The sequence below is a fragment of the Enterobacter cloacae complex sp. ECL414 genome (genome assembly GCF_021869685.1).
In the GTDB taxonomy this organism is placed as follows: Bacteria; Pseudomonadota; Gammaproteobacteria; order Enterobacterales; family Enterobacteriaceae; genus Enterobacter; species Enterobacter kobei.
Genome location: NZ_CP091481.1, coordinates 777209 through 802667, shown reverse-complemented (window position 1 = coordinate 802667; position 25459 = coordinate 777209). Strand labels below are relative to the sequence as shown.

General features: G+C 53.2%; 28 protein-coding genes. 20 read left to right on the top strand and 8 right to left on the bottom strand.

What is annotated here, in order from left to right:
* Positions 1–34: 34 nt before the first annotated feature.
* The 10 genes from panB (at position 35) to L3068_RS03690 (ending at position 9450) form a co-directional block, all read left to right on the top strand.
* Positions 35–826 (top strand): 3-methyl-2-oxobutanoate hydroxymethyltransferase, encoded by a 792-nt coding sequence (gene panB, locus L3068_RS03735; protein WP_014882600.1) that lies wholly within the window; start codon positions 35–37, stop codon positions 824–826.
* Positions 827–837: 11 nt separating this feature from the next.
* Entirely contained in the window at positions 838–1689 is an 852-nt protein-coding gene (gene panC / locus L3068_RS03730; RefSeq protein ID WP_014882599.1) for a pantoate--beta-alanine ligase, read from the top strand.
* Positions 1690–1721: 32 nt separating this feature from the next.
* The gene (panD, locus tag L3068_RS03725) at positions 1722–2102 is read left to right on the top strand and encodes an aspartate 1-decarboxylase (RefSeq protein WP_014882598.1); all 381 of its coding nucleotides are present in this window, start codon (positions 1722–1724) and stop codon (positions 2100–2102) included.
* 333 nt (positions 2103–2435) lie between these two features.
* On the top strand, positions 2436–3047 hold the full coding sequence (locus L3068_RS03720; RefSeq protein ID WP_023336764.1) for a fimbrial protein: 612 nt from the start codon (positions 2436–2438) through the stop codon (positions 3045–3047).
* 81 nt (positions 3048–3128) lie between these two features.
* Complete coding sequence (locus L3068_RS03715; protein WP_014882596.1) at positions 3129–3872, top strand: fimbrial chaperone; 744 nt, start codon at positions 3129–3131, stop codon at positions 3870–3872.
* A gap of 77 nt (positions 3873–3949) precedes the next feature.
* Positions 3950–6547 carry an outer membrane usher protein gene (locus tag L3068_RS03710; RefSeq protein ID WP_117580925.1) on the top strand — a complete coding sequence of 866 codons (2598 nt, stop codon included), beginning with the start codon at positions 3950–3952 and terminating at the stop codon, positions 6545–6547.
* Positions 6548–6570: 23 nt separating this feature from the next.
* On the top strand, positions 6571–7143 hold the full coding sequence (locus L3068_RS03705) for a fimbrial protein (protein WP_023332110.1): 573 nt from the start codon (positions 6571–6573) through the stop codon (positions 7141–7143).
* A 25-nt stretch (positions 7144–7168) separates the two neighbouring features.
* Complete coding sequence (locus tag L3068_RS03700) at positions 7169–7732, top strand: fimbrial protein (RefSeq protein WP_014882593.1); 564 nt, start codon at positions 7169–7171, stop codon at positions 7730–7732.
* A gap of 13 nt (positions 7733–7745) precedes the next feature.
* Positions 7746–8348, top strand: coding sequence for a fimbrial-like protein (locus L3068_RS03695; protein WP_059373155.1), 603 nt, complete (start codon positions 7746–7748; stop codon positions 8346–8348).
* A 25-nt stretch (positions 8349–8373) separates the two neighbouring features.
* Entirely contained in the window at positions 8374–9450 is a 1077-nt protein-coding gene (locus tag L3068_RS03690) for a fimbrial protein (protein WP_181969308.1), read from the top strand.
* A 2-nt stretch (positions 9451–9452) separates the two neighbouring features.
* Here L3068_RS03690 and L3068_RS03685 read toward each other — a convergent pair whose 3' ends face one another.
* From L3068_RS03685 to L3068_RS03670, 4 genes are all read right to left on the bottom strand, one after another.
* Positions 9453–10700: a polysaccharide deacetylase family protein gene (locus L3068_RS03685; RefSeq protein WP_014882590.1), complete on the bottom strand. Its 1248-nt coding sequence runs from the start codon at positions 10698–10700 to the stop codon at positions 9453–9455.
* 63 nt (positions 10701–10763) lie between these two features.
* Positions 10764–11204 (bottom strand): PTS sugar transporter subunit IIA, encoded by a 441-nt coding sequence (locus L3068_RS03680; protein ID WP_014882589.1) that lies wholly within the window; start codon positions 11202–11204, stop codon positions 10764–10766.
* A gap of 104 nt (positions 11205–11308) precedes the next feature.
* On the bottom strand, positions 11309–12079 hold the full coding sequence (locus L3068_RS03675; RefSeq protein ID WP_014882588.1) for an ABC transporter permease: 771 nt from the start codon (positions 12077–12079) through the stop codon (positions 11309–11311).
* Positions 12076–13002 carry an ABC transporter ATP-binding protein gene (locus L3068_RS03670; RefSeq protein ID WP_023332105.1) on the bottom strand — a complete coding sequence of 309 codons (927 nt, stop codon included), beginning with the start codon at positions 13000–13002 and terminating at the stop codon, positions 12076–12078. Before L3068_RS03670 ends, L3068_RS03675 begins: the two co-directional genes overlap by 4 nt.
* Before the next feature lie 107 nt (positions 13003–13109).
* Between L3068_RS03670 and can the strand changes: the two genes are divergently transcribed.
* Positions 13110–13772, top strand: a complete 663-nt coding sequence (can, locus tag L3068_RS03665) for a carbonate dehydratase (RefSeq protein ID WP_014882586.1) — start codon at positions 13110–13112, stop codon at positions 13770–13772.
* Positions 13773–13901: 129 nt separating this feature from the next.
* On the opposite strand, the gene hpt is transcribed toward can, so the two are convergent.
* A complete protein-coding gene (gene hpt, locus L3068_RS03660) occupies positions 13902–14438 on the bottom strand; it encodes a hypoxanthine phosphoribosyltransferase (RefSeq protein WP_013095614.1) in 537 nt (178 codons plus the stop codon).
* 208 nt (positions 14439–14646) lie between these two features.
* Between hpt and L3068_RS03655 the strand changes: the two genes are divergently transcribed.
* Positions 14647–17037 (top strand): glucose/quinate/shikimate family membrane-bound PQQ-dependent dehydrogenase, encoded by a 2391-nt coding sequence (locus L3068_RS03655; RefSeq protein ID WP_032637492.1) that lies wholly within the window; start codon positions 14647–14649, stop codon positions 17035–17037.
* 133 nt (positions 17038–17170) lie between these two features.
* On the opposite strand, the gene cueO is transcribed toward L3068_RS03655, so the two are convergent.
* On the bottom strand, positions 17171–18730 hold the full coding sequence (gene cueO, locus L3068_RS03650; protein ID WP_047344017.1) for a multicopper oxidase CueO: 1560 nt from the start codon (positions 18728–18730) through the stop codon (positions 17171–17173).
* 145 nt (positions 18731–18875) lie between these two features.
* Between cueO and L3068_RS03645 the strand changes: the two genes are divergently transcribed.
* The 3 genes from L3068_RS03645 (at position 18876) to speD (ending at position 21003) form a co-directional block, all read left to right on the top strand.
* On the top strand, positions 18876–19223 hold the full coding sequence (locus L3068_RS03645) for a YacC family pilotin-like protein (protein ID WP_014882582.1): 348 nt from the start codon (positions 18876–18878) through the stop codon (positions 19221–19223).
* 115 nt (positions 19224–19338) lie between these two features.
* A complete protein-coding gene (gene speE, locus L3068_RS03640; protein WP_014882581.1) occupies positions 19339–20208 on the top strand; it encodes a polyamine aminopropyltransferase in 870 nt (289 codons plus the stop codon).
* The gene (gene speD / locus L3068_RS03635; protein WP_014882580.1) at positions 20209–21003 is read left to right on the top strand and encodes an adenosylmethionine decarboxylase; all 795 of its coding nucleotides are present in this window, start codon (positions 20209–20211) and stop codon (positions 21001–21003) included.
* 66 nt (positions 21004–21069) lie between these two features.
* On the opposite strand, the gene L3068_RS03630 is transcribed toward speD, so the two are convergent.
* The gene (locus L3068_RS03630; RefSeq protein ID WP_014882579.1) at positions 21070–21690 is read right to left on the bottom strand and encodes a LuxR C-terminal-related transcriptional regulator; all 621 of its coding nucleotides are present in this window, start codon (positions 21688–21690) and stop codon (positions 21070–21072) included.
* Between the two features lie 312 nt (positions 21691–22002).
* Here L3068_RS03630 and L3068_RS03625 point away from each other — a divergent pair, with 312 nt between their 5' ends.
* The 5 genes from L3068_RS03625 (at position 22003) to L3068_RS03605 (ending at position 24905) form a co-directional block, all read left to right on the top strand.
* Positions 22003–22674 (top strand): DUF2589 domain-containing protein, encoded by a 672-nt coding sequence (locus L3068_RS03625; RefSeq protein ID WP_023332101.1) that lies wholly within the window; start codon positions 22003–22005, stop codon positions 22672–22674.
* 79 nt (positions 22675–22753) lie between these two features.
* Entirely contained in the window at positions 22754–23473 is a 720-nt protein-coding gene (locus tag L3068_RS03620; RefSeq protein ID WP_117580919.1) for a DUF2589 domain-containing protein, read from the top strand.
* A complete protein-coding gene (locus tag L3068_RS03615) occupies positions 23466–23915 on the top strand; it encodes a lysozyme (protein ID WP_023339018.1) in 450 nt (149 codons plus the stop codon). Before L3068_RS03620 ends, L3068_RS03615 begins: the two co-directional genes overlap by 8 nt.
* 18 nt (positions 23916–23933) lie before the next feature.
* The gene (locus L3068_RS03610) at positions 23934–24374 is read left to right on the top strand and encodes a hypothetical protein (RefSeq protein WP_232947898.1); all 441 of its coding nucleotides are present in this window, start codon (positions 23934–23936) and stop codon (positions 24372–24374) included.
* 42 nt (positions 24375–24416) lie between these two features.
* Positions 24417–24905 (top strand): hypothetical protein, encoded by a 489-nt coding sequence (locus tag L3068_RS03605; RefSeq protein ID WP_232947899.1) that lies wholly within the window; start codon positions 24417–24419, stop codon positions 24903–24905.
* Positions 24906–24950: 45 nt separating this feature from the next.
* On the opposite strand, the gene yacL is transcribed toward L3068_RS03605, so the two are convergent.
* Complete coding sequence (yacL, locus tag L3068_RS03600) at positions 24951–25313, bottom strand: protein YacL (RefSeq protein WP_014882574.1); 363 nt, start codon at positions 25311–25313, stop codon at positions 24951–24953.
* Positions 25314–25459 lie beyond the last annotated feature (146 nt).

Here is a 25459-nt window from a genome sequence, read left to right as displayed (position 1 = left end):
CGCAAAGATTCGCTTTGGGCTATCAGGAAACAGTATGAAACCAACCACCATCTCCTTACTGCAGAAATGCAAACAGGAAAAAAAACGCTTCGCCACCATCACCGCATATGACTACAGCTTCGCCAAACTGTTTGCCGAAGAGGGTATCAACGTCATGCTGGTCGGAGATTCGTTAGGGATGACGGTACAAGGACATGATTCCACCCTGCCGGTCACGGTTGAGGATATTGCTTACCATACCCGCGCCGTGCGCCGCGGTGCGCCAGCCTGCCTCCTGCTTTCCGATCTGCCGTTTATGGCCTATGCCACACCGGAGCAGGCATTCGAAAACGCGGCGGCGGTCATGCGTGCCGGGGCCAATATGGTCAAAATTGAAGGCGGTGCCTGGCTGGTGGATACGGTGAAGATGCTCACCGAACGCGCCGTGCCGGTGTGCGGCCATCTGGGCCTGACGCCGCAGTCCGTCAACATCTTTGGCGGCTACAAGGTGCAGGGCCGTGGCGATGCGGCACAGACGCTGTTTGATGATGCCCTGGCGCTGGAAGCTGCAGGCGCGCAATTGCTGGTACTGGAGTGCGTGCCTGTTGAACTGGCGAAACGTATCACTGAAGCGCTGTCGATTCCGGTGATTGGTATTGGTGCTGGCAACGTGACCGACGGGCAAATTTTAGTGATGCACGACGCCTTTGGTATTACCGGTGGGCATATCCCGAAATTTGCGAAAAATTTCCTTACCGAAGCGGGCGACATGCGCGCCGCGGTCAGGCAGTATATTGCCGACGTTGAATCCGGTGTTTACCCGGGTGAAGAACACAGTTTCCATTAAGGAGTCTCGTTGTGCTAATCATTGAAACCCTGCCGCTGCTTCGCCAACACATCCGTCGCGCGCGTCAGGAAGGTAAACGTATCGCACTGGTCCCGACCATGGGCAACCTGCATGACGGCCATATGAAGCTTGTCGACGAAGCAAGAGCCCGTGCAGATATCGTGGTGGTCAGTATCTTCGTAAACCCCATGCAGTTTGACCGCGCAGACGACCTGGCGCGCTACCCGCGTACCCTGCAGGAAGACTGCGAGAAGCTCAAAAAGCGTCAGGCGGACATTGTTTTCGCGCCGTCTCCGGCAGACGTTTATCCTCAGGGAACCGGCGAAGCAACCTACGTGGACGTTCCGGGAATTTCGACCATGCTGGAAGGCGCCAGCCGTCCGGGCCATTTCCGCGGCGTCTCCACCATCGTCAGCAAATTGTTTAACCTGGTGCAGCCGGATATCGCCTGCTTCGGCGAGAAAGATTTCCAGCAGCTGGCGCTGATCCGCAAAATGGTGGCGGACATGGGATATGATATTGAGATTGTAGGCGTGCCGATCGTGCGCGCTAAAGACGGGCTGGCGCTCAGCTCCCGCAATGGCTATTTGACCGCCGAGCAGCGTAAAATCGCCCCCGCGTTAAGCAAGGTCATGAACAGCATGGCAGAACAGCTTCTGGCGAAAGCATTAACCGCAGAAGAGATTATTGCTCTTGCGGAACAGGCGCTGAACGACAAAGGTCTCCGGGCTGACGATGTACAAATCCGCGATGCTGATACGCTGCTCGAACTTGCAGAGACAAGCAAACGTGCGGTAATTCTGGTGGCGGCATGGCTTGGCCAGGCTCGCCTGATTGACAACAAAGTGGTTGAGCTGGCGTAGTTTTTCTACCCGGAAGATGAAAGGTAAACGTAATGATTCGCAAAATGCTGCAAGGTAAGCTTCACCGTGTGAAAGTGACTCAGGCAGACCTGCACTATGAAGGCTCCTGCGCCATTGACCAGGATTTCCTCGACGCGGCGGGTATTCTTGAGAACGAAGCGATCGATATCTGGAACGTCAATAACGGCAAACGCTTCTCTACCTATGCAATTGCCGCCGAACGCGGGTCCAAAATCATCTCCGTCAACGGCGCGGCAGCACACTGCGCAGAGGTGGGCGATATCGTGATCATCGCCAGCTTCGTGATGATGTCTGACGAAGAAGCGCGTCGCTGGCAGCCCAAAGTGGCCTATTTTGAAGGCGATAACGAAATGAAGCGCACGGCAAAAGCTATTCCTGTTCAGGTCGCCTGATTTCTTTTCCCTGGACTCATTTTTATCCCATTCACTATCAAAATGAGTCCAGTCTTTTTTGTGCAAGCCACGATCAATTATAGCGCATTTAATAGGATTTAAATAAATAACCAAAGAAATCTCAGAGAATTATATTATATAATTCCCAAATCATAATTCCCACCCATTAAGAAAAACTTAAACCAACCTGCAGTTTTAATCACCCCCGTTGACTAGTCTTATCCCAAATAAATCTCTAGAATCCGCCACGAAATAACATTTCAGATTTTAAATCAATAGCTCCAAAAAAAATTATTGATTTAAATGTTTTAACTTCAAAATATGGATATTGGTATGTCTTTTAAAAAAGTTAGCATGGGTATGGCAATTGCACTGGCTCTGAGCGCAGGTTCCGCAGTTGCAGCTGTTCCAGGTGACACAGGTACGATTACTTTCCACGGCATGGTGTCTAACACCACTTGTAAAGTTTCCCTGGATCAGAAAATTGACCAGAGTGGTAACGATTTCGATGTCACCCTGGACACCGTATCTGTTGCTGATTTTGGCACCACTGCACTGGGTACTACCAGCACCCTGGGCCAGAAAAAATTCAACCTGGCGCTGACCGGTTGTGATACTGCTACCGTGGCTAAAGCATCTGCACAGTTCAATTCCTGGGCGGGTTCTACTTCTACCGAAGGCGGCCTGCTGGTTCCACCAGCAAACGCTCAGGGTTCTGCGAAGAACGTTAACCTCGTACTGAGCAACGATGGCAACACCAAAACCGATCTGGTGAAAATCGACCAGACTAACAACACTCAGCAGGCCACTGTTGATACAAGCGGCGCGGCTAAGCTGTACTACAAAGTAGCTTATACCCAGGGCCAGGGTTGGGATCAAACCACTAACCCAGTATCCGCCGGTACCGTGCAGGCACAAGTTGCCTTCACCATGAACTACGAATAAACCTCTTTGTTTTGCAGGTTTTAAATAATCCCCCGCTTCTGGGGGATTATTCTTATCATTCCAACAGGAAGTGGAAAAATTATGTTTAACGCATCCGTAATTAAAGGATTAAAGACCGCGCTGTTTACTGCTGTTTTATTTTCAGCATCACACGCCAGTGCCGATATTGTTATTTCCGGCACCCGCATTGTTTACCCTGAGTCATCAAAAGACGTCATCGTTAACCTGGATAACCGTGGTGCAAAACCTCTGCTGGTTCAGTCCTGGCTGGACGACGGTCGCGACGAAAAAAGCCCGGAAGAACTTAAGCTCCCGTTCGTGATCACCCCGCCAGTTTCACGTATCGACCCTAAGCAAGGTCAGTCTTTGCGCATCACCTACATGGGTCAGTCGCTGCCAAAAGACCGCGAATCGTTGTTCTGGTTTAACGTATTAGAAATTCCGCCAAAACCTAAAAATGCCAACGCCGAAAATACAAACCAGCTTCAGCTGGCATTCCGCACCCGCATTAAATTCTTTTTCCGTCCAGACGGACTGAAAGGCTCAGCGCTGGAAGCCGCCGACCATGTCACCTGGACCATGAAGAAAGACGGCAACGGCGTCAGCCTCGTCGCCCATAACGAGTCCCCGTACAACGTAGCGATTTCAATGGTCAAACTTAAGTCGGGCCAAAAGACCTATGAGGTAGCCCACCAGTCTGTTCTGCCTTTCAGCGAGAAAGCCATGCTGGTCAAAGGATTAACCACCACCACAACCGGCAAAGTGGCATACGAAACAATTAACGATAACGGTGGGGTCGACAACCACGAAACCACGTTGAAGTAATTTGCCACCCGACAACATAACAATAGATAGCATGAGCTCTGCGGATATGTTTATCCGCACTGATAAATGGATGTGCCATGGTGTTCCGACGTTCTCTTTTATGCCTTGCGATCGGCACGGCATTCCCCTTACATGTTTGTGCAGACAGTCACGCAGCTAATGACACCGCGCAGGAAAACGAAGATGCGGTCGAATTTAACGAACAGTTTCTTCTCTCAAGAAGCACAAATATTGACGTAAGCCGCTTTGCGCATGGTAACCCGGTGGCGCCGGGTACGTACCGTACCAGGGTCAATTTAAACGGCACGTTAAAATCGACGGTTGACATTATCTTTAAAGATAACGGGACGCCGCGCGCGACACCCTGTATTACGAGGCTTTTGCTCTCGCAGTCCGGTGTGGATACCCGCGCACTCGGAGACGAGCTGGACGACGACGACAACGAGACCTGCATCGATGTAAAAAAATTCTATCCTGAAGCGTCGGTCAACTACGACAGTGCTAAGCAGGTGTTGAACCTCAACTTCCCGCAAATTTACGTGGTTAAGCGCCCGTTAGGCTATGTCGACCCGTCCCTTTGGGATAACGGCATTCCGGCGGCGCTTCTGTCTTACGATCTCAACGGCTGGCACAGCGAAAACAGCGGTTCAACCTCTGAAAGCGCCTATGCGGGCCTGCGCTATGGTCTCAACATGGGGCCATGGCGCCTGCGATCGCGCGGCAGTCTGAACTGGGATAAAGACAACGGCACGCACTACAGCAGCCAGGATATTTATCTTCAGCGTGACATCACCTCTCTTGACGCGCAATGGGTACTCGGTGACTCCTTTACCAACGGAGAAGCCTTCGACTCCTTGAGCCTGCGCGGAACACGTCTGTATAGCGACGAACGTATGCTGCCAAACGGTTCGACGGGGTATGCACCGGTGATTCGCGGCGTGGCAAACAGCAATGCCAAAGTCAGCGTCACGCAGAGCGGCAATAAAATTTATGAGACCTCAGTGCCGCCGGGCGCGTTTGAGATCAACGATTTGAGCACCACGGGCTACGGTAACGATCTGCTGGTCACCATTGAAGAGGCGGACGGCAGCAAGCGCACGTTCACGGTGCCGTTCTCGTCCGTGACCCAGATGCTACGCCCTGGATCCTCACGCTGGGACGTTGGCATGGGTGAACTGAACGACGACTCGCTGATCGACAAGCCCCAGGTAGGCTACGGTACGCTCTACTACGGCCTCAACAATACCTTCACGGGCTATGCTGGCGCCCAGTACACCGACATGGACTTCTATGCAGGCATCCTCGGCCTGGCAATGAACACCCCCATCAGTGCTTTCGCACTGGACATCACCCAGTCGCACGCGGATATCGAAGACCTGGGTACGCGCAGTGGGCAGAGTTATCGTCTGACATACAGTAAGCGCATTGAAGCCACGAACACCTCGTTCAACGTGGCGGCCTATCGCTTCTCTACCGAAGACTATCTGAGCCTGAACGATGCCGCGCAACTGCGTAACAGCATCAAACAGCAGAACTATGCCAACCGTAGCTATGAGTCAAATACGGCTCTTTACGATGACTACCAGCGTACTAAAAACCAGATCCAAATCAGCCTTAACCAGCCTCTGAGGGCGGCTGAAAAGGATTACGGTTCACTGTACGTCAGCGGAACCTGGCAAGATTACTGGAACGGGGAAGGCTCTAACTCTAACTACAACGTGGGCTACAACAACAGCTTCGCCTACGGTAGCTATAGCCTGTCGTTACAGCGGACTTACGACCAGCGCGGTCAACAGGATGACAGCGTTTACCTCAGCCTGAGCGTGCCGCTGAGCGTCTTCTCGCAGGACAACTCGCGTTTAGCTGGGTTCTCGAACGTCAACATGGGCCTGCGTTCCGATCTTAAAGGCGGTACTAACTTCAACAGCTCCGCGAGTGGCAACACTCAGGATAACAAGGTCAGCTACTCCGTCAGTACGTCGTCCAGCAGCGGTAACTACGGCAACCTGAACCAAATCAGTGGTTATAGCTCGCTAAATAGCAGCTATGGTCCGCTCGGCGTTTCCGCCTCGTTTGGTGACGACAATAGCAAGCAGTTCTCCGCCTCTTACAGCGGCGGGATGGTCGCACACGCGGGCGGTATCGCCTTCGCACCGGGCAGCATTGGCGATAACGATGCCATCGCGGTAGTCAAGGCCAGCGGTGCGAAGGGCGCGGGTGTGGGCTACGGCGCAGGCACAATTGACGACTCCGGCTACGGCATTCTGCCGTATATGTCCGCGTATCGGGAAAACCGGGTTTCGCTGGATATCAGGACCCTCGAAAACGACGTTGAAGTGAAAAATACCACCACCACCACCGTACCGCGCAGCGGTTCTGTCGTGCTGGTGAATTTTGAAACCGACGAAGGACGTTCGGTCGTTCTTGAGCTTAAGCGTAACGATAACGGCTTTATTCCGCTGGGCGCTGACGTGCTGAATGAAAAAAATGAATCGGTGGGTTCCGTGGGCCAGGCCGGTCAGGCCTATGTTCGCGGTATCGAGAACAGCGGCGTGCTCCGCGTGGTCTGGAGCGGTGACAAGGACGGTTCCTGCACAGTGCGCTATCAGCTGAAACCCGATTTAGAGAAAGCCGGGCTCATTACCCTCCTCAATAACCAAACATGTGAAATGTAATTCGGGAAATTAAGAGAAATCATATGAAAAAGATGCTTCTCAGCCTGTCTGTCATTGTCATGACAGCGCTGACGCTTTCAGGGACGGCACACAGTACCGATCTTACGGTTAACTTTACCGCCAACCTTCGTGAAACGACCTGTGATATGAAGCTGGTTGGCGGCTCAGGTTCCAATACCGAGCAGACGCTTAAAATCGGAGACTCACAGGGCAAAATCCGTCTCGACCAGGTGCAGGCCGGTACAGCGACAGCTGAATTCAAGCTGGCCATCGTTGAATGTCCGTCCTCGCTGAGCGACCTGAAAACCACGGTGAAGGGTACGCAGAACACCGATCTGTTAACGGGCGTAAGTAACTCGAAAACGACCGCCAGCGGCGGTGCAGATTATGCAGCCGTCACCATTGCCCGTGCATCCGCCCCGGACGCACCGTTCACCATTAACTCAACCAACGATGCTCAGCGTCTGGTCTGGTCCGCGGCGGAAATCACCAGCAAGGAAATCCCCCTGGTGGCGACCCTGAAAGAAACCCAAACCGGCAAAATGACCACAGGCGATTTCGAAGCCATAGTGACGTTTGAATTCAGCTACGAATGATTTGTGCAGATAACGGAGCACTCAAATGAAATTTAACTCAACTTTACTCGCCCTGTCCGTTGCTGCCCTTTTCGCTACCGGCACGGCAAATGCAGCGATTACAGGCACCCCCAGCGCAAAGCTAACCGTCCAGTCAACCATCACCGCTGGCACCTGTACGGCGAAAGTGACCAACAGCGCGGGCGCGGATGCCACTGAGGTGAACTTTGGTGATGTGTATAAAGCTGATCTGGAAAACAAAAGTCGCGTAGAACCGCTGAAAATCTCATTCACGGGCTGCGCTGGCGTGAAAAAAGCCATGGTGTCTGCGGCGTCCGGTACAGGCGGCTCATGCTCAGGTAATAACCTGGACGGTGACGCTTATGCCGCCGGCCAGAACACCGCCTTTGAGCTCTGGTCTGGCGCGGTAGATTCCGGCCTTCAACTGAACTGTAAGACGCCCCCCGCAGCGCAGGCGGTTACCATCACCAGCGGCGTGGGTGAGTTCCCGATGAACTCCCGTATCGTGATCGCGAAGGATAAGACCATCGCTGATGTGGGTACAGGCTCGGTAACTGCGCCTGTGACTTTCACCGTAACCTATCAGTAATACAGGAATTGTCATGCAACAATTACCGATTCTCTTTCGCCAGCCCGGTCTTGTGTTGCTTGTCGGCCTGGCTGGTGGGCTTTTACCTGACGTAGGCCGGGCAAATTCAGGCCTGGATACGAACATTACCGCCAACATTGTTAATAGCAGTTGTAAGGTAACCGTTGATAATGGAGGAGAAATCTATCTCCCCACGGTTATACGTAGTTGGTTTTATAACGCTGATGGTAGCGATCGCTATGTTCCTGGCGATGATGCAGGCGGCACACCTTTTAAGATTCATGTCGATGACTGCTATGGTGAAAGCGGCAACCCTGCAAAGCTGAATTTCAGCTTCTCTCCTCAATCAGGATTCTGGCCGGGACAAAACCAGGTATTTAAAAGCGATGATAGTGCTGCAGGAACGGCGAGAAACGTCGGCGTGGTGATTTTTTCCGGAAAAAATAAAGCCAACGTATTAAATAACGACGGAACGTCAAAAGTCGTTTACGACGTGAGTGGTGAGGGTTCTGCATATATAACGGATTATGAATTCTACGTCAGATATCAAAACACAGGCGTTGTTACTGGCGGGACGGTGACCAGCAAAATACGCGTTGACGTTACTTATGAATAATAACCAGAACAGGAAATGGATGAGAATGTTCAAAGAATTCACACACAGCCCCCTTATTAACGGTGCTGCGAAGGTTGCCTTAACCGGCCTGCTTTTCTCTTTTTGCCAGTCAGGTTGGGCAGCAGAATGCCGAATGGGTGATGGCTATGGCGGTACAACAAAACTGGTCAACTCTGAATACTCGGGGGCAACAATTCGCTTACCCGATCAGGGGGCGTATATCAATGAAATCTTTACCGTTAACATCACGCCGGGCATCCAGATACATTGTGGCCCCGGGAATGACGGTTACAATCTGATGGCGCAAACCAGCCCTGAACTACTGGCAGGCAGCAAGTACAACGAGGGCATGTTTGCGACCAATATCCCCGGCATCTATTACAGCGTGAAGGTAAAAACCTCCGACACTGGAATCGGCGGCCTATTTGGAACGAATACTTCCGGCTGGTATACCACTGCAGCATGGGGGCAAAATACCCCTATACAGGACAGATGGATTAACACTTTCGTATACCTCTACGTCGGTTATGACTACCAGGGTAACCCGAACAGGGAAACCGTCATAAAACCGAAACCGGGTACTCTGGGGAAAATGTCGATAGGCGATCCTGCGGACAGCAATAACAAGCCCTGGACGTTCACAGTGGACGAGAACTCATTCCAGGTACCTATCGTATTGCCTACCTGTGATATCGTCATGCTGGGTAACGGCACGCACACGGTGGATCTGGGAGATTATTTTGTTTCCGACATCAGATACAAGCGCGTCAAGGACGTGCCTTTTAGCATAAATTTCAACGACTGCACCAGCGTGGCGCAATATACCACTAAGCTCACGACAACCAAACTGACGGGTATAGACCATGACCTTCTCGGCAATACGCTTTCAACAGGGGCGCAAGGTGCGGGCGTGAAGATCTTGTATAACAATGGAAACTCGCAGCTTATTCCCAATGATGCGAACTCGTCATATGTTATGACGGAAACAGGCGTCCCCACGTCGACGCAGATAAACTTCGTGGCCCAACTGATCGCAGATGGCAGCATGATCACCCCCGGCGCGTTTAGCGCCTCCGGCGTGTTCACCATCTCCTACGATTAATCCTACCCCTGCGGCTGATTGCTGATCAGCCGCGACATCGTCTCCAGCGAATCCGTTCTTAAGATATAGAGGCGTTTCAGTAAGAACGGATTATCCCCCGGCTTGACCTTCCCCTTCACCGTCGTTACCGCCAGATGAAAACCGGCATCGTTCGCTGCCTTGATCGCTTTATTGTCATAGCCGCCAAACGGGTAAGAAAGGTACAGCACGCGCGGGTTGAACTGCGACAGTGCACGGCGGGAACGTTCAAAATCGAACAGGATCACGTGATAGCTGCGGCTCAATAAAATCGGGTGTTTATACCCATCCACGCGATGCAGGAAGTGAGTGTGAGACTGAATGTCGAACACGTCCTGTATGCCCTTAATTTCCTGAACGCTCATAAACTGCAGCGATTTTGGGTCCCACTTCTGCGGATGACCTTTGATGCGTGACGAAATAATAAACGCGGTCGCGTTGAAGCCATATTCTTTCAAAACCGGGTAAGCGTAACGGCTCACCGACTTCAGCCCATCGTCAAACGTAATCACCACCGCCTTCGCGGGCAGGTTCATCTTGTTACGCACGTAGCCTTCCAGCTGGTACATCGTCAGCGTCGCGTATCCCTGATCGCGAAGCCAGGTCATCTGGTTGCTGAACGCACGTACGCTGGTGGTCGTGGAGGTATGGCGAAAACGGGTGTTTTCTTCGTCGCGCAGAATATGGTGGTAGGTGAGAACCGGGATGCCGTTATCTTCCTGCGCATCCAGGCTGCTGATCCACGCCAGGCGATTGCCAATGCGGATTTGATACCACGTCTGATTCAGACGGTCTTTGAGCTTATTCAGAATGGGGTAACGCAGGTTGGCGCTAAGGGTGCCAAAGGGCGCACTTCCGCTACTGGGCGCGTTATAGACGGGCGTATCTTTCCAGGTGATGAGGTTTTGGTTACTGAGCGGCTTATTCAGATCGCCCAGACTGTCCTCTACACGCTGCTTGCCCTGCACGTTTTCAAGGTGCGCTTTATCAATAAACCCCGTGCCGAATCCGAAGCGAAATTCATAATAATCCGCCGCGGCGGGAAAGACCGCGAGGATCTGCCCGGCGCGCACATTGCCCACGTTAACCACGTCGTTACCCACCTGGGCCCAGATGGCTGCATCCTCAGTGGTTTGCATATAGTGAGCAGGGAGACCTTGCTGACTCACCAGGCTGGCAGACGCCCCACCGGACACCAGCAGCAAAAGGATAAAGATAACGCGCATGAACATAGGATATAAATCGACACGGAAAATCAGTCGCTATTGTAGCAAAAGCGACATCAATACCAATGTTTAATGTTTATACAGATCGTGAAGCAGAACGAAAGGCGGGTTCTTCTGCTGCTGGTGCCACAAGCTGCTCACACCAGGCATGCCCTCCCCCACAATGGCGTGACGAAACTCCGCGCTGCTTAATGAGGCGCGAAGAGGATACATGGCTTCGAGTAAAGGCAGACTGATACCGGAGATCACTTCACAATTATCATGCTTGTGGCTCAGCAACGCGGCGGCCCGATAAGGTGCAGCGCCTGATTTATCCGTCAGAAAAATTACCCCGTCACCGGTGTCTGTTTCATGCAGCGCATCGCACATCATCCGGCTGAGCATGTTGGTGCTTAACCCACGCCAGTAGTTAACCGCCCGGCATTGCACCAGCGGACCCAATCTGGCCTCAAGCTTGTCCAGCATTTCCTGCGCCTGTTCATCGTGGCAGGTGATAACCCATCCCAGCATAACTCTCTCCTTAGCAGGCAAGTAGTTTAGCGGAGTGAAGGTTAGCTTACGGTGATAACTGTCAAAGAAAGCGCCCGGCAAACAGAGCGTCGCCGGGCAAAAGGTTAGCTGCGAAGACCGCGACCGCGCTGAATCAGATACCAGCACAGCAGGTAGAACGCGACAATGAATACCCCCAGCACCGCCACCGTCGTAAACAACGGTACATCGGTAATACCGAGGAAGCCAAAGCGGAAGCCGCTGATCATGTAGACGATCGGGTTCAGGTGCGACAGCGCCTGCCAGAAGGGCGGTAGCAGCGTCAGGGAGTAGAAGACCCCGCCGAGGTAGGTGAGCGGCGTCAGCACGAAGGTCGGGATCAGGCTGATGTCGTCAAACGTTTTGGCAAATACCGCGTTCAGCAGACCGGCCAGCGAGAACAGGATTGCCGTCAGAAGCAGCGTCAGCGCGACAAATAGCCAGGAGTGGACCTGGAACGGGACGAAGAACAGCGAAATCGACGTCACCAGGATCCCCACGCACAAACCGCGCGCTACGCCGCCGCCCACGTACCCGGCGATAATCACATGCGTCGGCACGGGTGCCACCAGCAGCTCTTCAATATTGCGCTGGAATTTGGCGCTAAAGAACGACGACGCCACATTCGCGTAGGCGTTGGTGATCACCGCCATCATGATCAGACCCGGCACGATAAATTGCATATAGGTAAAACCGTGCATCTCACCAATCCGGGAACCAATCAGATTACCGAAGATGATGAAATAGAGCGTCATGGTGATCACCGGTGGCACGAGGGTTTGCACCCAGATACGCATAAAGCGGTTAATCTCTTTCGCCCAGATGCTTTTCAGCGCGACCCAATAAAGATGCGTCATGCCTTGTCTCCTTGTTTATCCTGCACCAGAGAGACAAACAGCTCTTCCAGTCGGTTCGCTTTGTTACGCATACTTAAAACCTGAATCCCCTGCGCGCTCAGCTGAGAGAACACGCTGTTGATCCCCTGCTCGCGCAGCACTTCCACTTCCAGCGTCGAGGTATCCACCAGACGATACTGGTACCCTTCCAGCTTCGGCAGCGGGCTTTTTGCCGCCAGGTCGAGGATAAAGGTTTCTGATTTCAGCTTGGAAAGCAGGTTTTTCATCGAAGTGTTTTCCACCAGCTCGCCGTGCTGAATGATGCCGATGTTGCGGCACAGCATTTCAGCCTCTTCCAGATAGTGGGTAGTCAGAATAATGGTGGTGCCTTTATCGTTCAGATCCTTCAGGAAGCCCCACATCGAGCGGCGCAGTTCGATATCCACACCCGCGGTCGGTTCATCGAGGATCAGCAGTTTTGGCTCATGCATCAGCGCACGGGCAATCATCAGGCGGCGTTTCATCCCGCCGGACAACATCCGCGCACGTTCGTTACGTTTTTCCCACAGATCGAGCTGCTTCAGGTACTTTTCGCTGCGCTCCAGCGCCTCTTTGCGCTCAACGCCGTAATAACCCGCCTGGTTAACGACGATCTGCTGCACCGTCTCGAACGGGTTGAAGTTGAACTCCTGCGGTACCAGCCCCAGCTGGCGTTTGGCGTTAACCACATCTTTTTGCAGATCGTATCCGAACACGCTAACGCGGCCGGAGGTTTTGTTCACCAGCGAGCTGATGATCCCGATGGTGGTAGATTTCCCTGCCCCATTCGGCCCCAGAAGCGCGTAAAAATCCCCGGCCTCTACTTTAAGATCTATCCCGCGTAGCGCCTGAACGCCACCCGAATAGGTTTTTTTAAGCTGCTCAAGCTCCAGTGCAATTGCCATGAATTTAACTTACCTTCAGTTCTTACACACGTTGTGTGGTTTCATTAAAAGTCGGGTTACCCTATAGTAGCGCAACGCAATTACTTGGTTACAGGTCGCTAACCTCCATGAACGACATAGATACACTCATTAGCAACAATGCACTATGGTCAAAAATGCTGGTGGAGGAAGACCCCGGATTTTTTGGAAAACTCGCACAAGCCCAGAACCCGCGCTTTCTCTGGATTGGCTGTTCCGACAGCCGCGTGCCGGCGGAACGTCTGACTGGCCTTGAGCCAGGAGAACTGTTTGTTCACCGTAATGTCGCCAACCTGGTGATTCACACCGATCTCAACTGCCTGTCTGTGGTTCAGTATGCCGTTGACGTTCTGGAAGTCGAGCACATCATTATTTGTGGCCACTACGGCTGCGGCGGCGTGCAGGCGGCGGTTGAAAACCCGGAACTGGGATTGATTGATAACTGGCTGCTGCACATCCGCGATATCTGGTTCAAACATAGCTCACTGCTGGGCGAAATGCCGCAGGAGCGTCGCATGGACACCCTGTGCGAACTCAACGTGATGGAGCAGGTGTATAACCTTGGGCATTCGACCATCATGCAGTCAGCGTGGAAACGCGGGCAGAAGGTCTCTATCCACGGCTGGGCGTACGGTATTCACGATGGTCTGCTGCGCAATCTGGAAGTCACCGCCACCAACCGCGAAACGCTGGAACAGCGTTACCGCTCAGGGATTGCCAACCTCAAGCTTAAGCATGTGAACCACAAATAAGTGCACGTTAAAAAGCCGGGTGGCGCCGAGGTAAAAGCAAAACGGCAACCAGGTTGCCGTTTTTTGGGTTTGCTCCCTCTCCCTGTGGGAGAGGGCCGGGGTGAGGGCATCAGGCCGCACCCAACTCGTTTACTCGTCCAGCAATACCACTTTTCCCACATACGGCAGATGACGATAACGCTGTGCGTAGTCGATGCCGTAACCCACCACGAATTCGTCCGGAATGGAGAAACCGACAAACTCTACCGGGACCTGCACTTCGCGACGGTCAGGTTTATCCAGCAGCGTACAAATTGCCAGTGATTTCGGCTCGCGCAGGCTCAGGATCTCGCGCACTTTAGAGAGCGTGTTACCGGAGTCGATAATATCCTCCACGATCAACACGTCTTTGCCACGAATATCTTCATCCAGATCTTTCAGGATTTTCACATCACGGGTTGTGGACATGCCGCTGCCGTAGCTGGAGGCGGTCATAAAATCGACCTCGTGAGACACCTGCACTTCACGGCACAGGTCCGCCATGAACATGAAAGAGCCACGCAACAGACCAACCAGCACCATTTCGCTGCCGCTGTCCTTGTAATGTTCGGTGATTTGACGACCCAGTTCGGCGATACGCGCTTTGATCTCGGCTTCCGGGATCATCACTTCAACAGTATGTTTCATATTACTAACCATATGATTTTAATGAAAATCTCTCAATGCAGATGAACTCACTTCAGGCATTGATACGCAAGCCAGCCATTATATCAGCAAATGGATAAGCCTGGCGTATGAGTTATAAAAAGCAAATATTGTGATTCCGATCACACTTGTTAATACCTATAATTAGTTGCTAGCAAATTATTAACAAAAACTGACGAGTACACTTTCTATGGCTGAAACACACTCTAAACAGCCGCGTCTACTGGTGACACTAACAGCGTTATTCGCCGCCTTCTGCGGCCTGTACCTGTTAATCGGTGGCGTCTGGCTGGTCGCGATCGGCGGCTCCTGGTACTACCCAATCGCGGGCCTGGTTATGCTTGGCGTAACCGTCCTGCTCTGGCGTAGAAAACAATCTGCACTGTGGCTGTATGCAGTTTTACTCCTCGCAACCATGATCTGGGGCGTCTGGGAAGTCGGCTTCGACTTCTGGGCACTGACGCCGCGCAGCGACATCCTGGTCTTCTTCGGTATCTGGCTGATCCTGCCGTTCGTCTGGCGTCGCCTGATTGTGCCTTCCCGCGGTGCCGTGGCGGCACTGCTGGTGGCGTTGCTCATCAGCGGCGGTATGCTCACCTGGGCCGGTTTTAACGATCCGCAGGAGATCAACGGGACGCTGAATGCGGAGTCTACCCCTGCGGCGGCTATCTCGCAGGTTGCTGACGGTGACTGGCCGGCCTATGGCCGTAACCAGGAAGGTCAGCGTTACTCCCCGCTTAAGCAGATCAACGCGGACAACGTTAAAAACCTGAAAGAAGCCTGGGTATTCCGCACCGGCGACCTGAAGATGCCGAACGATCCGGGCGAACTGACCAACGAAGTGACGCCAATTAAAGTCGGCAACATGCTTTATCTGTGTACGGCGCACCAGCGTCTGTTCGCGCTCGACGCGGCCACCGGTAAAGAAAAATGGCACTTCGATCCACAGCTGAATTCCAACCCGTCATTCCAGCACGTGACCTGCCGTGGCGTCTCTTACCACGAAGCGCGTGCGGATAATGCGAGCCCGGAAGTGGTTGCCGACTGTCCTCGCCGTATTATGCTGCCTGTGAACGATGGCCGTCTGTTTGCCATCAACGCAGAAACCGGCAAGCTGTGCGAAACCTTCGCCAACAAAGGTATCCTGAATCTGCAGACCAACATGCCGGACACCACGCCGGGTCTGTATGAACCGACTTCTCCGCCAATCATCACCGATAAAACCATCGTGATTGCCGGTTCAGTGACGGATAACTTCTCCACGCGTGAAACCTCGGGCGTGATCCGCGGCTTCGACGTGAATACCGGTAAACTGCTGTGGGCCTTCGATCCGGGCGCGAAAGATCCTAACGCGATCCCGTCAGACGAACACACGTTTACCTTCAACTCGCCAAACTCCTGGGCGCCTGCCGCGTATGACGCGAAGCTGGACCTGGTGTACCTGCCGATGGGTGTGACCACGCCAGATATCTGGGGCGGTAACCGTACGCCGGAGCAGGAGCGCTATGCGAGCGCCATCGTGGCGCTGAACGCGACGACCGGTAAGCTGGCATGGAGCTACCAGACCGTTCACCACGATCTGTGGGATATGGATATGCCGTCCCAGCCGACGCTGGCCGACATTACCGTTAACGGCAAAACCGTGCCAGTGATTTACGCCCCGGCGAAAACCGGCAACATCTTCGTGCTGGATCGCAGCAACGGCAAGCTGGTTGTGCCTGCGCCGGAAAAACCGGTTCCGCAGGGCGCGGCGAAAGGCGATTACGTCTCTAAAACGCAGCCGTTCTCTGACCTGAGCTTCCGTCCGAAGAAAGACCTGAGCGGGGCAGACATGTGGGGTGCCACCATGTTTGACCAGCTGGTATGCCGCGTGATGTTCCATCAGCTGCGCTATGAAGGCATCTTCACACCACCTTCTGAGCAGGGCACGCTGGTCTTCCCGGGTAACCTGGGGATGTTCGAATGGGGCGGTATTTCCGTCGACCCGAACCGTCAGGTTGCTATCGCCAACCCAATGGCGCTGCCGTTCGTTTCCCGCCTGATCCCACGCGGTCCGGGCAACCCAATGGAGCAGCCGAAAGATGCGAAAGGTAGCGGTACCGAAGCCGGTATCCAGCCGCAGTATGGCGTACCGTATGGCGTGACCCTGAACCCGTTCCTGTCACCGTTTGGTCTGCCGTGTAAACAGCCTGCCTGGGGTTACATCTCCGGTCTGGATCTGAAAACCAACCAGATTGTGTGGAAAAAACGTATTGGTACGCCACAGGACAGCATGCCGTTCCCGATGCCGGTTCCGGTGCCGTTCAATATGGGTATGCCAATGCTGGGTGGCCCAATCTCTACCGCCGGTAACGTGCTGTTCATCGCGGCAACCGCAGATAACTACCTGCGCGCGTACAACATGACCAACGGTGAGAAACTGTGGCAAGGCCGTCTGCCTGCGGGTGGACAGGCAACGCCGATGACCTATGAAGTGAATGGCAAGCAGTACGTTGTCATCTCTGCGGGTGGTCACGGTTCGTTTGGCACGAAGATGGGCGACTATATCGTCGCGTATGCGCTGCCTGACGACGCAAGGTAAAAGCAAAACGGCAACGAAAGTTTCCGTTTTTAGTGTCTGTTCCCTCTCCCCGTGGGAGAGGGTCAGGGTGAGGGCATCAGGCCGCACCAGCGAAAAGTAGGCCGGGTAAGGCGAAGCCGCCACCCGGCTTTTTTTATACGGTAAAACCGAGCATCATCCCCGTATCTTCATGCTCCAGCAGATGGCAATGCGCCATGTAGGCAAACTCCTTCGGCGCGTCGTGGTCAAACTTCACCAGCACCTCGCTCACGCCGCCCTCCACTCTCACGGTGTCCTTCCAGCCTGCGCGATGCGCATCCGGCGCGTTGCCGTTCTCAGAAAGAATGCGGAACTGCGTGCCGTGGATGTGGAACGGGTGCAGCATCATGTCGCCTTCGCCTGAAATCACCCAGCGCTCAAACTGCCCTTTTGTAGCGGCAAACATCGGCGTGTTCATATCAAACGATTTACCGTTGATCTTATTGGCGTTGTGGAAATCAAAGCCATGGCCGCCATGATCCATGCCGCCCATTTTGCCGTGGTCCATATTCATATGGCCCATCATCTGACCGTGATGCATTCCCGCCATTGCCTGATTGCCATACTTCTTCATCAGCGCCTGCATGCCCATCATGTCGAGCATCGGGTCCATGGAGAGCTGAAGCTTGCGTTGCGTGAGCCCGTCAAGCGACGGGAGTGCAGGCAGCGTGGTTAACGTATCCGGCAGCGTGCCCGACGCGGTAACCAGTAACGGCTGAATGCGTAACACTGGATGCGGCTTATCAAATGGCGCAACCGCCATCCCCATCTGGCTGACCGGGAGGGTCACCAGGTCAAACGCCTTGCCGTCGCTGATATCCACCAGCACCTCAAAGCGCTCCCCCATGAGCATCGGCAGCGCATCCACTTTAACTGGCTCGGGCAGAAGCCCCCCGTCGCTGGCGACCACGTACAAAGGGCGTTTATCACTGGTCGCAAAATTAAGGGAACGCGCGTTACAGCCGTTAAGCAGACGTAAACGCAGCCAGCCTTTTGGCGCGGCGTGCTGAGGGTAAATCGCACCGTTGGTCAGCAGCGTATCCCCGAACCAGCCGACCGCCGCGCTCATGACGTCCAGCTGGTAGTCAATCTGCCCGTCTGCGGTGAATTTTTTGTCCTGCACAATCACCGGCACATCATCGATGCCCCACTGTTTCGGCAGACGCAGCAGGCGGCTTTCATCGTCTTCAATCAGCACCAGCCCGGCCAACCCCATCGCAACCTGATGGCCGGTTTTGCCATGCTGATGCGGATGGAACCAGCAGGTCGCCGCACGCTGCTCGGGCGTAAAAGTCACGCTACGTTTACCACCGGCCTTGATAATGCCCTGTGGTCCACCGTCGACTTCACCCGGCACTTCCAGCCCGTGCCAGTGGAGCGTCGTCTCTTCTGCGAGCGTGTTGTGGATATCCACCGTCACCGCTTTCCCTTTACGTAGCTGAAGCGCCGGACCGAGCAAATTGCCGTTATAGCCCCACGTCGTGGCGTTGTGCCCGCCAAAGGATGTTTGACCGGACTGAACAACGAGCTGGATACGGCTACGGGCGTCAGCGGTCAGTAAATCAGGGATGGGTAAGGCAGGTCTTTCAGCCGCGAAAACGGCGCGGCTCCAGAGTGGTAATGCGCTGGCAGCCCCCAGCGCAACGGAATATTTTAAAAAATCACGACGTTGCATGTTCATTTCCTTATTTCCAGCAGGCGATCTTTTGAGCATAAACCCTCCCCTTACCGGAAGGTCAAGTCGGGCGGCAATAATAAAGATCGTCGCACTGGCATCAAGTATGCTAACGTTAATTTTCCGTGAAGAAGTGGTAGAAGCAATGAAGACGTTTTTCAGGACAATTTTGTTCGGTAGCCTGATGGCAATGTGTGCGAACAGCTATGCGCTCAGTGAAAATGAAGCGGAAGATATGGCCGACCTGACGGCGGTTTTTGTATTCCTGAAAAATGATTGTGGCTACCAGAATTTACCCAACGGGCAAATTCGCCGTGCGCTGGTCTTTTTCGCCCAGCAGAACCAATGGGATCTCAGCAACTACGACAGCTTTGACATGAAGGCGCTCGGTGAAGACAGTTACCGTGACTTGAGCGGTATTGGCATTCCCACGGCTAAAAAATGCAAAGCGCTGGCTCGCGATTCACTCAGCCTGCTCGCCTACGTGAAATAATCTTCCCGACGCCCCTTGTTCACCCTATAACCGTGCAACCATGGTTATAGTTAGCTATCATGTTTCGCTCATTTTTTATGAGTGTTACGGATGTTAACAAAGGAGGAGTCCGCGTATGGCCGACCACACGTTGTGGCATGAAACACTGCATGACCAGTTTGGTCAGTATTTTGCCGTTGATAACGTGCTCTATCATGAGAAAACCGATCACCAGGATCTCATCATCTTTGAGAATGCCGCTTTTGGCCGCGTCATGGCACTGGATGGCGTAGTACAAACGACCGAGCGTGACGAGTTTATCTATCACGAGATGATGACCCACGTTCCGCTGCTGGCGCACGGGCACGCGAAACACGTTCTGATTATCGGCGGTGGCGACGGCGCAATGCTGCGTGAAGTGTCCCGTCATCAATCGATTGAAACCATTACGATGGTCGAGATCGACGCGGGTGTGGTCTCTTTCTGCCGTCAGTACCTGCCCAACCACAATGCCGGTAGCTATGACGATCCGCGGTTTAACCTGGTGATTGACGACGGCGTTAACTTCGTTAACCAGACCTCGCAGACCTTTGACGTCATTATCTCCGACTGCACCGACCCTATCGGCCCGGGCGCATCGCTGTTTACCTCCTCGTTCTACGAAGGCTGTAAGCGCTGCCTGAACCCTGGCGGGATCTTTGTCGCACAAAATGGCGTCTGCTTCCTGCAGCAGGATGAAGCGCTCGACAGCCATCGCAAGCTCAGCACCTATTTTTCTGACGTCAGCTTCTATCAGGCGGCCATTCCTACCTATTACGGCGGGATCATGACCTTTGCCTGGGCGACGGATAACGACGTGCTGCGCCACCTCTCGACTGAAATTATTCAGGCCCGCTTCCATCAGGCTGGTCTCACGTGCCGCTACTACAATCCGGCAATTCATACCGCCGCGTTTGCGCTGCCGCAGTACCTGCAAGACGCATTATCCACTAAGGGGGTGAGCTAATTGAAAAAGCTTAAACTGCATGGCTTTAACAACCTGACCAAAAGCCTGAGTTTTTGTATTTACGATATCTGCTATGCCAAAACAGCGGAAGAACGCGATGGTTACATCGCCTATATCGACGAACTCTACAACGCCAACCGTCTGACCGAGATCCTGACAGAAACCTGTTCAATCATTGGCGCCAACATCCTGAACATTGCGCGTCAGGATTACGAACCCCAGGGTGCCAGCGTGACCATTCTGGTCAGCGAAGAGCCGGTCGACCCGAAGCTTATCGACAAAACGGAGCATCCGGGCCCGCTGCCGGAAGTGGTCGTCGCGCACCTCGATAAAAGCCATATCTGCGTGCACACCTATCCGGAGAGCCACCCGGAAGGTGGGCTGTGTACTTTCCGGGCTGACATAGAAGTGTCGACCTGTGGCGTGATTTCCCCGCTGAACGCGCTGAACTATTTAATCCACCAGCTGGAATCGGACATCGTGACCATTGATTATCGCGTGCGCGGCTTTACCCGCGATATCAATGGGATGAAGCACTTCATCGACCATGAGATCAACTCCATCCAGAACTTTATGTCTGACGACATGAAGTCGCTGTATGACATGATGGATGTGAACGTGTATCAGGAAAACATCTTCCATACCAAGATGTTACTTAAGGAGTTTGACCTTAAGCACTACATGTTCCACACCCGACCAGAAGATTTGAGCGAAGACGAGCGCAAGGCCATTACCGACCTGCTCTGGAAAGAGATGCGCGAAATCTACTACGGCCGCAATATTCCTGCCGTGTAACACGCATGCAAACGGATAAAGAAGGAAAAGCGATGATTTTTCCTTCTTTATTATTTTGTTTGTTTCTTAAACCGGCGTTTGTGCCAGTATCATCGCCGCTTCCGTACGATTTCTGACACCCAGTTGACGAAACAAGGCATGGAGATGATTCTTAACCGTTCCTTCCGCAATCCCCAGCACACGACAAATTTGTTTATTACTGTGTCCCTGGACAACAAGATGCAGGATCTCGCGCTGCCGGGGTGAGAGTGTGCGCAAAGGGGGTGGGGAATTATGCATTCGTATTAATTTATGCTCACGCAGGCAACTATCCGGTAAATATATTCTCCCTTGCCGCACCCATTCGATCGCCTGCAATAACTCTTCCGACTCCATTTTCTTTGTCAAAATCCCGGCGGCACCATTCTCCAAAAAATAAATCGGGTTTACATTATCCAGCCGTGAAAAGTTCATCAACACGAAAACATGATCCGCCTGTGATGTTAACTGCGTTAATAATGCTATTTTTTTCTCAATCTCGTAATCAGCATCCAGAATAATAATATCAGCCCGGTTTTTTATTAAACCTTTCCAGACCTCATCTTCGCTATGTGCTGCTGTGATATGTAGTGCGGGCGCAAGTTCAGCCCAACGGCATCGGATGCCATGAATGAACAGCGGCAATTCATCATAAATAAGTATATTCATTGTCGTCCCACTTAAATAATCGTTATCTTGTTAGCGGCACTTAAAAACCTCATACAGACCTCAACGCGAGAGCTGCTGTGCGATGAAAAGCAATAACACCAGATGAAATTTTCAATTGCAGGAGTAATGCCGGTTTAATTTATTAAGCACAGCCCGTCGCATTTCGCCATGTAACTTTCGATACAGGCCATTCCATACAGACGGAATGATTTCTGAAAACATAACTTTACGCTTATAGATGCTTTATTCATCGATATCCATGATTAAGGGGCAGACATATTCTGCAACCACCAAAATATCGAGGAATGAATTATGCCAGATGCAAATGTTGATGCCGGATTTATAGGTTCAGTTATTAGTTCATTGCCGCTAGACAGTATGATTTCTGCGCCACTACAGGCAATGATTAAAGCCCAAACCCAGGCAGCAAAAAGTTATACCGATTTCTTATTAAGTGTCTGTATTAAGGACGGCAAGGCCGTTTCGGTACAGTTTGATTATGAGGAAACGCTCGTCGATGAGAAAGGCGTGACGACCGGTACACAGACCAAAGTCATGCGTATTCCTCTGCTCGCGGCAGTCGTGCATCCCATCATCTGTATCGAAGAAGGGACTATCGACTTCGAGCTTGAGATCCACCAGAGCGCAGCCAGCAACGAAAGCAGCAGCCAGGAAGGCTCCCTTGAGGGCAAAATCGGCTGGGGTCCATTCTCCGTCAGCGTGAAGGGGAGTGTTAGCCATAAGTCAGAACAGACCCGCTCGACCGATACCCGAGCCAAATACTCCATCCACACCTCTGTAAAACGTCAGCCGATGCCGGAGGCGCTCAGCCGCGTGGTCGATTATCTGACAAATGCTGCCACCAAACCGGCACAACGCGCAGAAGATCAGCCTGCCACACTGCCTGCCACCAACAGTTCAGGTCTGATTACCCCAGCACCGGCCCCTGCCCCGGTCGCGCCGCCTCAAGGGGGTAACGGTTAACCCACACCACACATTCAAACGCATTTAATACCCCTGGCAGGTGCCCGGCTTACGGACACCTGCCTGAAGGAGAAAAAGCATGCCTGATTCACGTCGATTCTGGTTCAGCCGTAAATCGCCCGACGCTGTAACGCCTGAAACCAGTCCCGAAACCCCGGCGGATAAACCGACAACGCTGTCATCAGAAGATCCACCGGACATAACGCCGTCCCATGCTCCCTCCGGCGAAAACGGCAACACCGGAGGCAATGACGGGGGAAATAACGGCGGTGCCGGTGGAAGCGATAACGGTACGCCGCCGCCTCCTGCCGGCAACAAGGGCAACCACGCTATGGGCTTAGATACCCTGGTACAAGGGCTCCAGCACGCGGCTTTCAGTGCCAACCAGTATATGACCCATCAGTACATCGCCGTGCTCTCCCAGTTGTTTGAGCAGGCTCCAGACGGTAGCTACAAACCCGACTACGCCGAGCTTCAGCTGGATGATGAGCATCGTTTGAACGTGCCGCTGGTAACGCTTGCACCACCGCGCAATCTCTCGATGGAGAGAATGAAGATGCGCCTGACCGTTCGCGGTGATGCAACCGAATCCATAAGCACGCTAACAGGACAGGGAGAGCGTGGCCACTTCCTCGTCACCATGGCGCCCCAGCCCCATGAAGGTAAAACGGACACCCAAAACATTGATATTGAAATTGATTTTGTCGCTCAGGAGCCGCCAGAAGCGGTGCTGCGCCTGCTTGATGAATTCATCCACCGTATGACTCCCGTCCCCGTAAAGGAGAAAAACCATGAGTGATGCTTTGAAAACAACGGGCAATGGCGGCATTGCCCTTATCAAACAGTATGAAGGCCTGCGTTTAACCACCTACAAAGATGCCGTCGGCATTCCAACCATCGGTTATGGCCATGTCGAAAACCCGATCCCACCAGGCGGCACGCGAACCATCACCGCTGAAGACGCGGAGCAGATCCTACGTGAGGACTTGCAGCGTTTTGAGCATGACGTCAACAACATGCTGACGGTGGAAGTCACCCAGAACCAGTTCGATGCTCTGGTGAGCTTCGCCTTTAATCTGGGGCCAGCCAATCTGAAGAGTTCAACCCTGTTACGCAAAGTGAACAGCGGAGACTTCAACGGCGCAGCTGAAGAATTTCTGAAATGGAACCATGCCGGTGGCCAGGTTCTGGCGGGCCTGACTGCACGTCGGAACGCTGAAAAAAACCTGTTTTTATCCTGATCAATCACGAGGTGTAACATGACAATTCGAATTCTTTCCTGGTGTGCTGACTCCTTTACGCACGAGGCAGACGACCTGCGAGGGGCGGATGAAGATCTGCTGGCACACGCCAAAGAGCGGATGGAATTCCGCCTGAGTCAGGTCAGTGCTCAGCTCAAAACGGTACTGGAAACCGACTCCGGCAGCTGGGATCATACCTTTGTCACGCTTCCAGAATTCTTCTGGAATACCCGCTGGAGTAATGTGCACAGTGAAGATGACATCATGAAGCTCGGTGATTTCTACATGAGCAATGTCAGCGACTACGTTAACAGACTGATTGATACCTTCCCTGCCCGTTCCGGGGACCCCTCCTCTGCCATCACCTTTCTGGCGGGAACCTGTGCCATCCTGTATCGAGACGATGACGAGAGTGAGAAGACGCCCTGCCACGACGCCGTTTTTCACGCCGTGAACTAGCTGCTGTGCGGGCAAAATACCCGTAGCGATAAATCCCTGACGATGTGGCCGAAACGCTACGTTTCCACGATTGATTTCTTTCCTCAGACGGACAGCCACGCGATCCCGGGGCATATTTCTGCCCAATTGCCGGATGGTCAGATCATTCATATCGGCGACAGCAGCGAAGTGTCGGCAGAATCATTGCATGGGATCGTTGTCACCGATTACTTCACCAATACTTATGCGGGCGATAAGCCGTTCAGCATTGATATCTGTCTGGATTACTTCACGCAGGGGAATGTTCGCCCGGCGGGCTGGGAGCAACGGATAGCGGAGCTGCAGAGCAAAAACAGCGACATTGATTTTCTGATCGCCTGCGGAATGCCGGTCAGCGATCCACCGCAAAACCCGGGTGGTGTGAAATTCCTTGTACGTAACGACGGTATGCCAGTCGCCTCCCAATGCCAGGCGTGGTCGTTCAGCGCCGGGAGGGCAACACCCGTTGCAGCGACCAACCCTACCGCTAATTTTGTGAGATTTTTACTGTAGCGTAAAACCCGCAGATTCCCTCCGGCTCTCCGGAGGGAATTTCCGTTACTTCTGTTTCATAAACGCCCGGTACGCAGCTACCACCTGCAAAAAGTCCTCGACGCCGCACAGCGACAGGCTCTCTTCATCGTAGTAGCTCATCCCCTCTTCCATCTCATCACCCGAAAACTCCAGCTGGTTGGCGCGCACCATCACCTCTTCGCCATCCATCCACAGCGTGTATTCATGTCCGGCACGTTGCCAGGAGCGTTCACTGCCTTTTACCGTCTTCGCCGCCTGTTCAACTTCATCCAGCAGCGCTAGATCCTCTTTCACCTCTTCGTTAAACCAGTGGCCAACGGCTTCGTGCCCCATCGACATACGCACTTTCACCACTCCGGTGATGTCGCGCAGAAATTCGTAATCCATAGTATTTTCCTCTGCAAAGCCATTAGGGTAATTATCGCAGTAGAGAGGAAGAAAAAAAGCGGGAGAGGCGGGAGGAATGAAAATAAAAAGTGAGAGCAAGACCCAGCGGCCTGATGCCCTCACCCCGTCCCTCTCCCACGGGAGAG

Bases quoted from the DNA above. Each gene is read 5' to 3' on its own strand.
- L3068_RS03605 (WP_232947899.1), top strand. From the start codon at position 24,417: ATGTGGCCGAAACGCTACGTTTCCACGATTGATTTCTTTCCTCAGACG.
- L3068_RS03610 (WP_232947898.1), top strand. From the start codon at position 23,934: ATGACAATTCGAATTCTTTCCTGGTGTGCTGACTCCTTTACGCACGAG.
- L3068_RS03615 (WP_023339018.1), top strand. From the start codon at position 23,466: ATGAGTGATGCTTTGAAAACAACGGGCAATGGCGGCATTGCCCTTATC.
- speE (WP_014882581.1), top strand. From the start codon at position 19,339: ATGGCCGACCACACGTTGTGGCATGAAACACTGCATGACCAGTTTGGT.
- L3068_RS03625 (WP_023332101.1), top strand. From the start codon at position 22,003: ATGCCAGATGCAAATGTTGATGCCGGATTTATAGGTTCAGTTATTAGT.
- L3068_RS03715 (WP_014882596.1), top strand. From the start codon at position 3,129: ATGTTTAACGCATCCGTAATTAAAGGATTAAAGACCGCGCTGTTTACT.
- L3068_RS03645 (WP_014882582.1), top strand. From the start codon at position 18,876: ATGAAGACGTTTTTCAGGACAATTTTGTTCGGTAGCCTGATGGCAATG.
- L3068_RS03680 (WP_014882589.1), bottom strand. From the start codon at position 11,204: ATGCTGGGATGGGTTATCACCTGCCACGATGAACAGGCGCAGGAAATG.
- panD (WP_014882598.1), top strand. From the start codon at position 1,722: ATGATTCGCAAAATGCTGCAAGGTAAGCTTCACCGTGTGAAAGTGACT.
- L3068_RS03705 (WP_023332110.1), top strand. From the start codon at position 6,571: ATGAAAAAGATGCTTCTCAGCCTGTCTGTCATTGTCATGACAGCGCTG.
- L3068_RS03720 (WP_023336764.1), top strand. From the start codon at position 2,436: ATGTCTTTTAAAAAAGTTAGCATGGGTATGGCAATTGCACTGGCTCTG.
- L3068_RS03700 (WP_014882593.1), top strand. From the start codon at position 7,169: ATGAAATTTAACTCAACTTTACTCGCCCTGTCCGTTGCTGCCCTTTTC.
- cueO (WP_047344017.1), bottom strand. From the start codon at position 18,730: ATGCAACGTCGTGATTTTTTAAAATATTCCGTTGCGCTGGGGGCTGCC.
- L3068_RS03630 (WP_014882579.1), bottom strand. From the start codon at position 21,690: ATGAATATACTTATTTATGATGAATTGCCGCTGTTCATTCATGGCATC.
- L3068_RS03670 (WP_023332105.1), bottom strand. From the start codon at position 13,002: ATGGCAATTGCACTGGAGCTTGAGCAGCTTAAAAAAACCTATTCGGGT.
- panB (WP_014882600.1), top strand. From the start codon at position 35: ATGAAACCAACCACCATCTCCTTACTGCAGAAATGCAAACAGGAAAAA.
- L3068_RS03675 (WP_014882588.1), bottom strand. From the start codon at position 12,079: ATGACGCATCTTTATTGGGTCGCGCTGAAAAGCATCTGGGCGAAAGAG.
- hpt (WP_013095614.1), bottom strand. From the start codon at position 14,438: ATGAAACATACTGTTGAAGTGATGATCCCGGAAGCCGAGATCAAAGCG.
- L3068_RS03695 (WP_059373155.1), top strand. From the start codon at position 7,746: ATGCAACAATTACCGATTCTCTTTCGCCAGCCCGGTCTTGTGTTGCTT.
- L3068_RS03690 (WP_181969308.1), top strand. From the start codon at position 8,374: ATGTTCAAAGAATTCACACACAGCCCCCTTATTAACGGTGCTGCGAAG.
- L3068_RS03620 (WP_117580919.1), top strand. From the start codon at position 22,754: ATGCCTGATTCACGTCGATTCTGGTTCAGCCGTAAATCGCCCGACGCT.
- yacL (WP_014882574.1), bottom strand. From the start codon at position 25,313: ATGGATTACGAATTTCTGCGCGACATCACCGGAGTGGTGAAAGTGCGT.
- L3068_RS03655 (WP_032637492.1), top strand. From the start codon at position 14,647: ATGGCTGAAACACACTCTAAACAGCCGCGTCTACTGGTGACACTAACA.
- can (WP_014882586.1), top strand. From the start codon at position 13,110: ATGAACGACATAGATACACTCATTAGCAACAATGCACTATGGTCAAAA.
- L3068_RS03710 (WP_117580925.1), top strand. From the start codon at position 3,950: ATGGTGTTCCGACGTTCTCTTTTATGCCTTGCGATCGGCACGGCATTC.
- L3068_RS03685 (WP_014882590.1), bottom strand. From the start codon at position 10,700: ATGTTCATGCGCGTTATCTTTATCCTTTTGCTGCTGGTGTCCGGTGGG.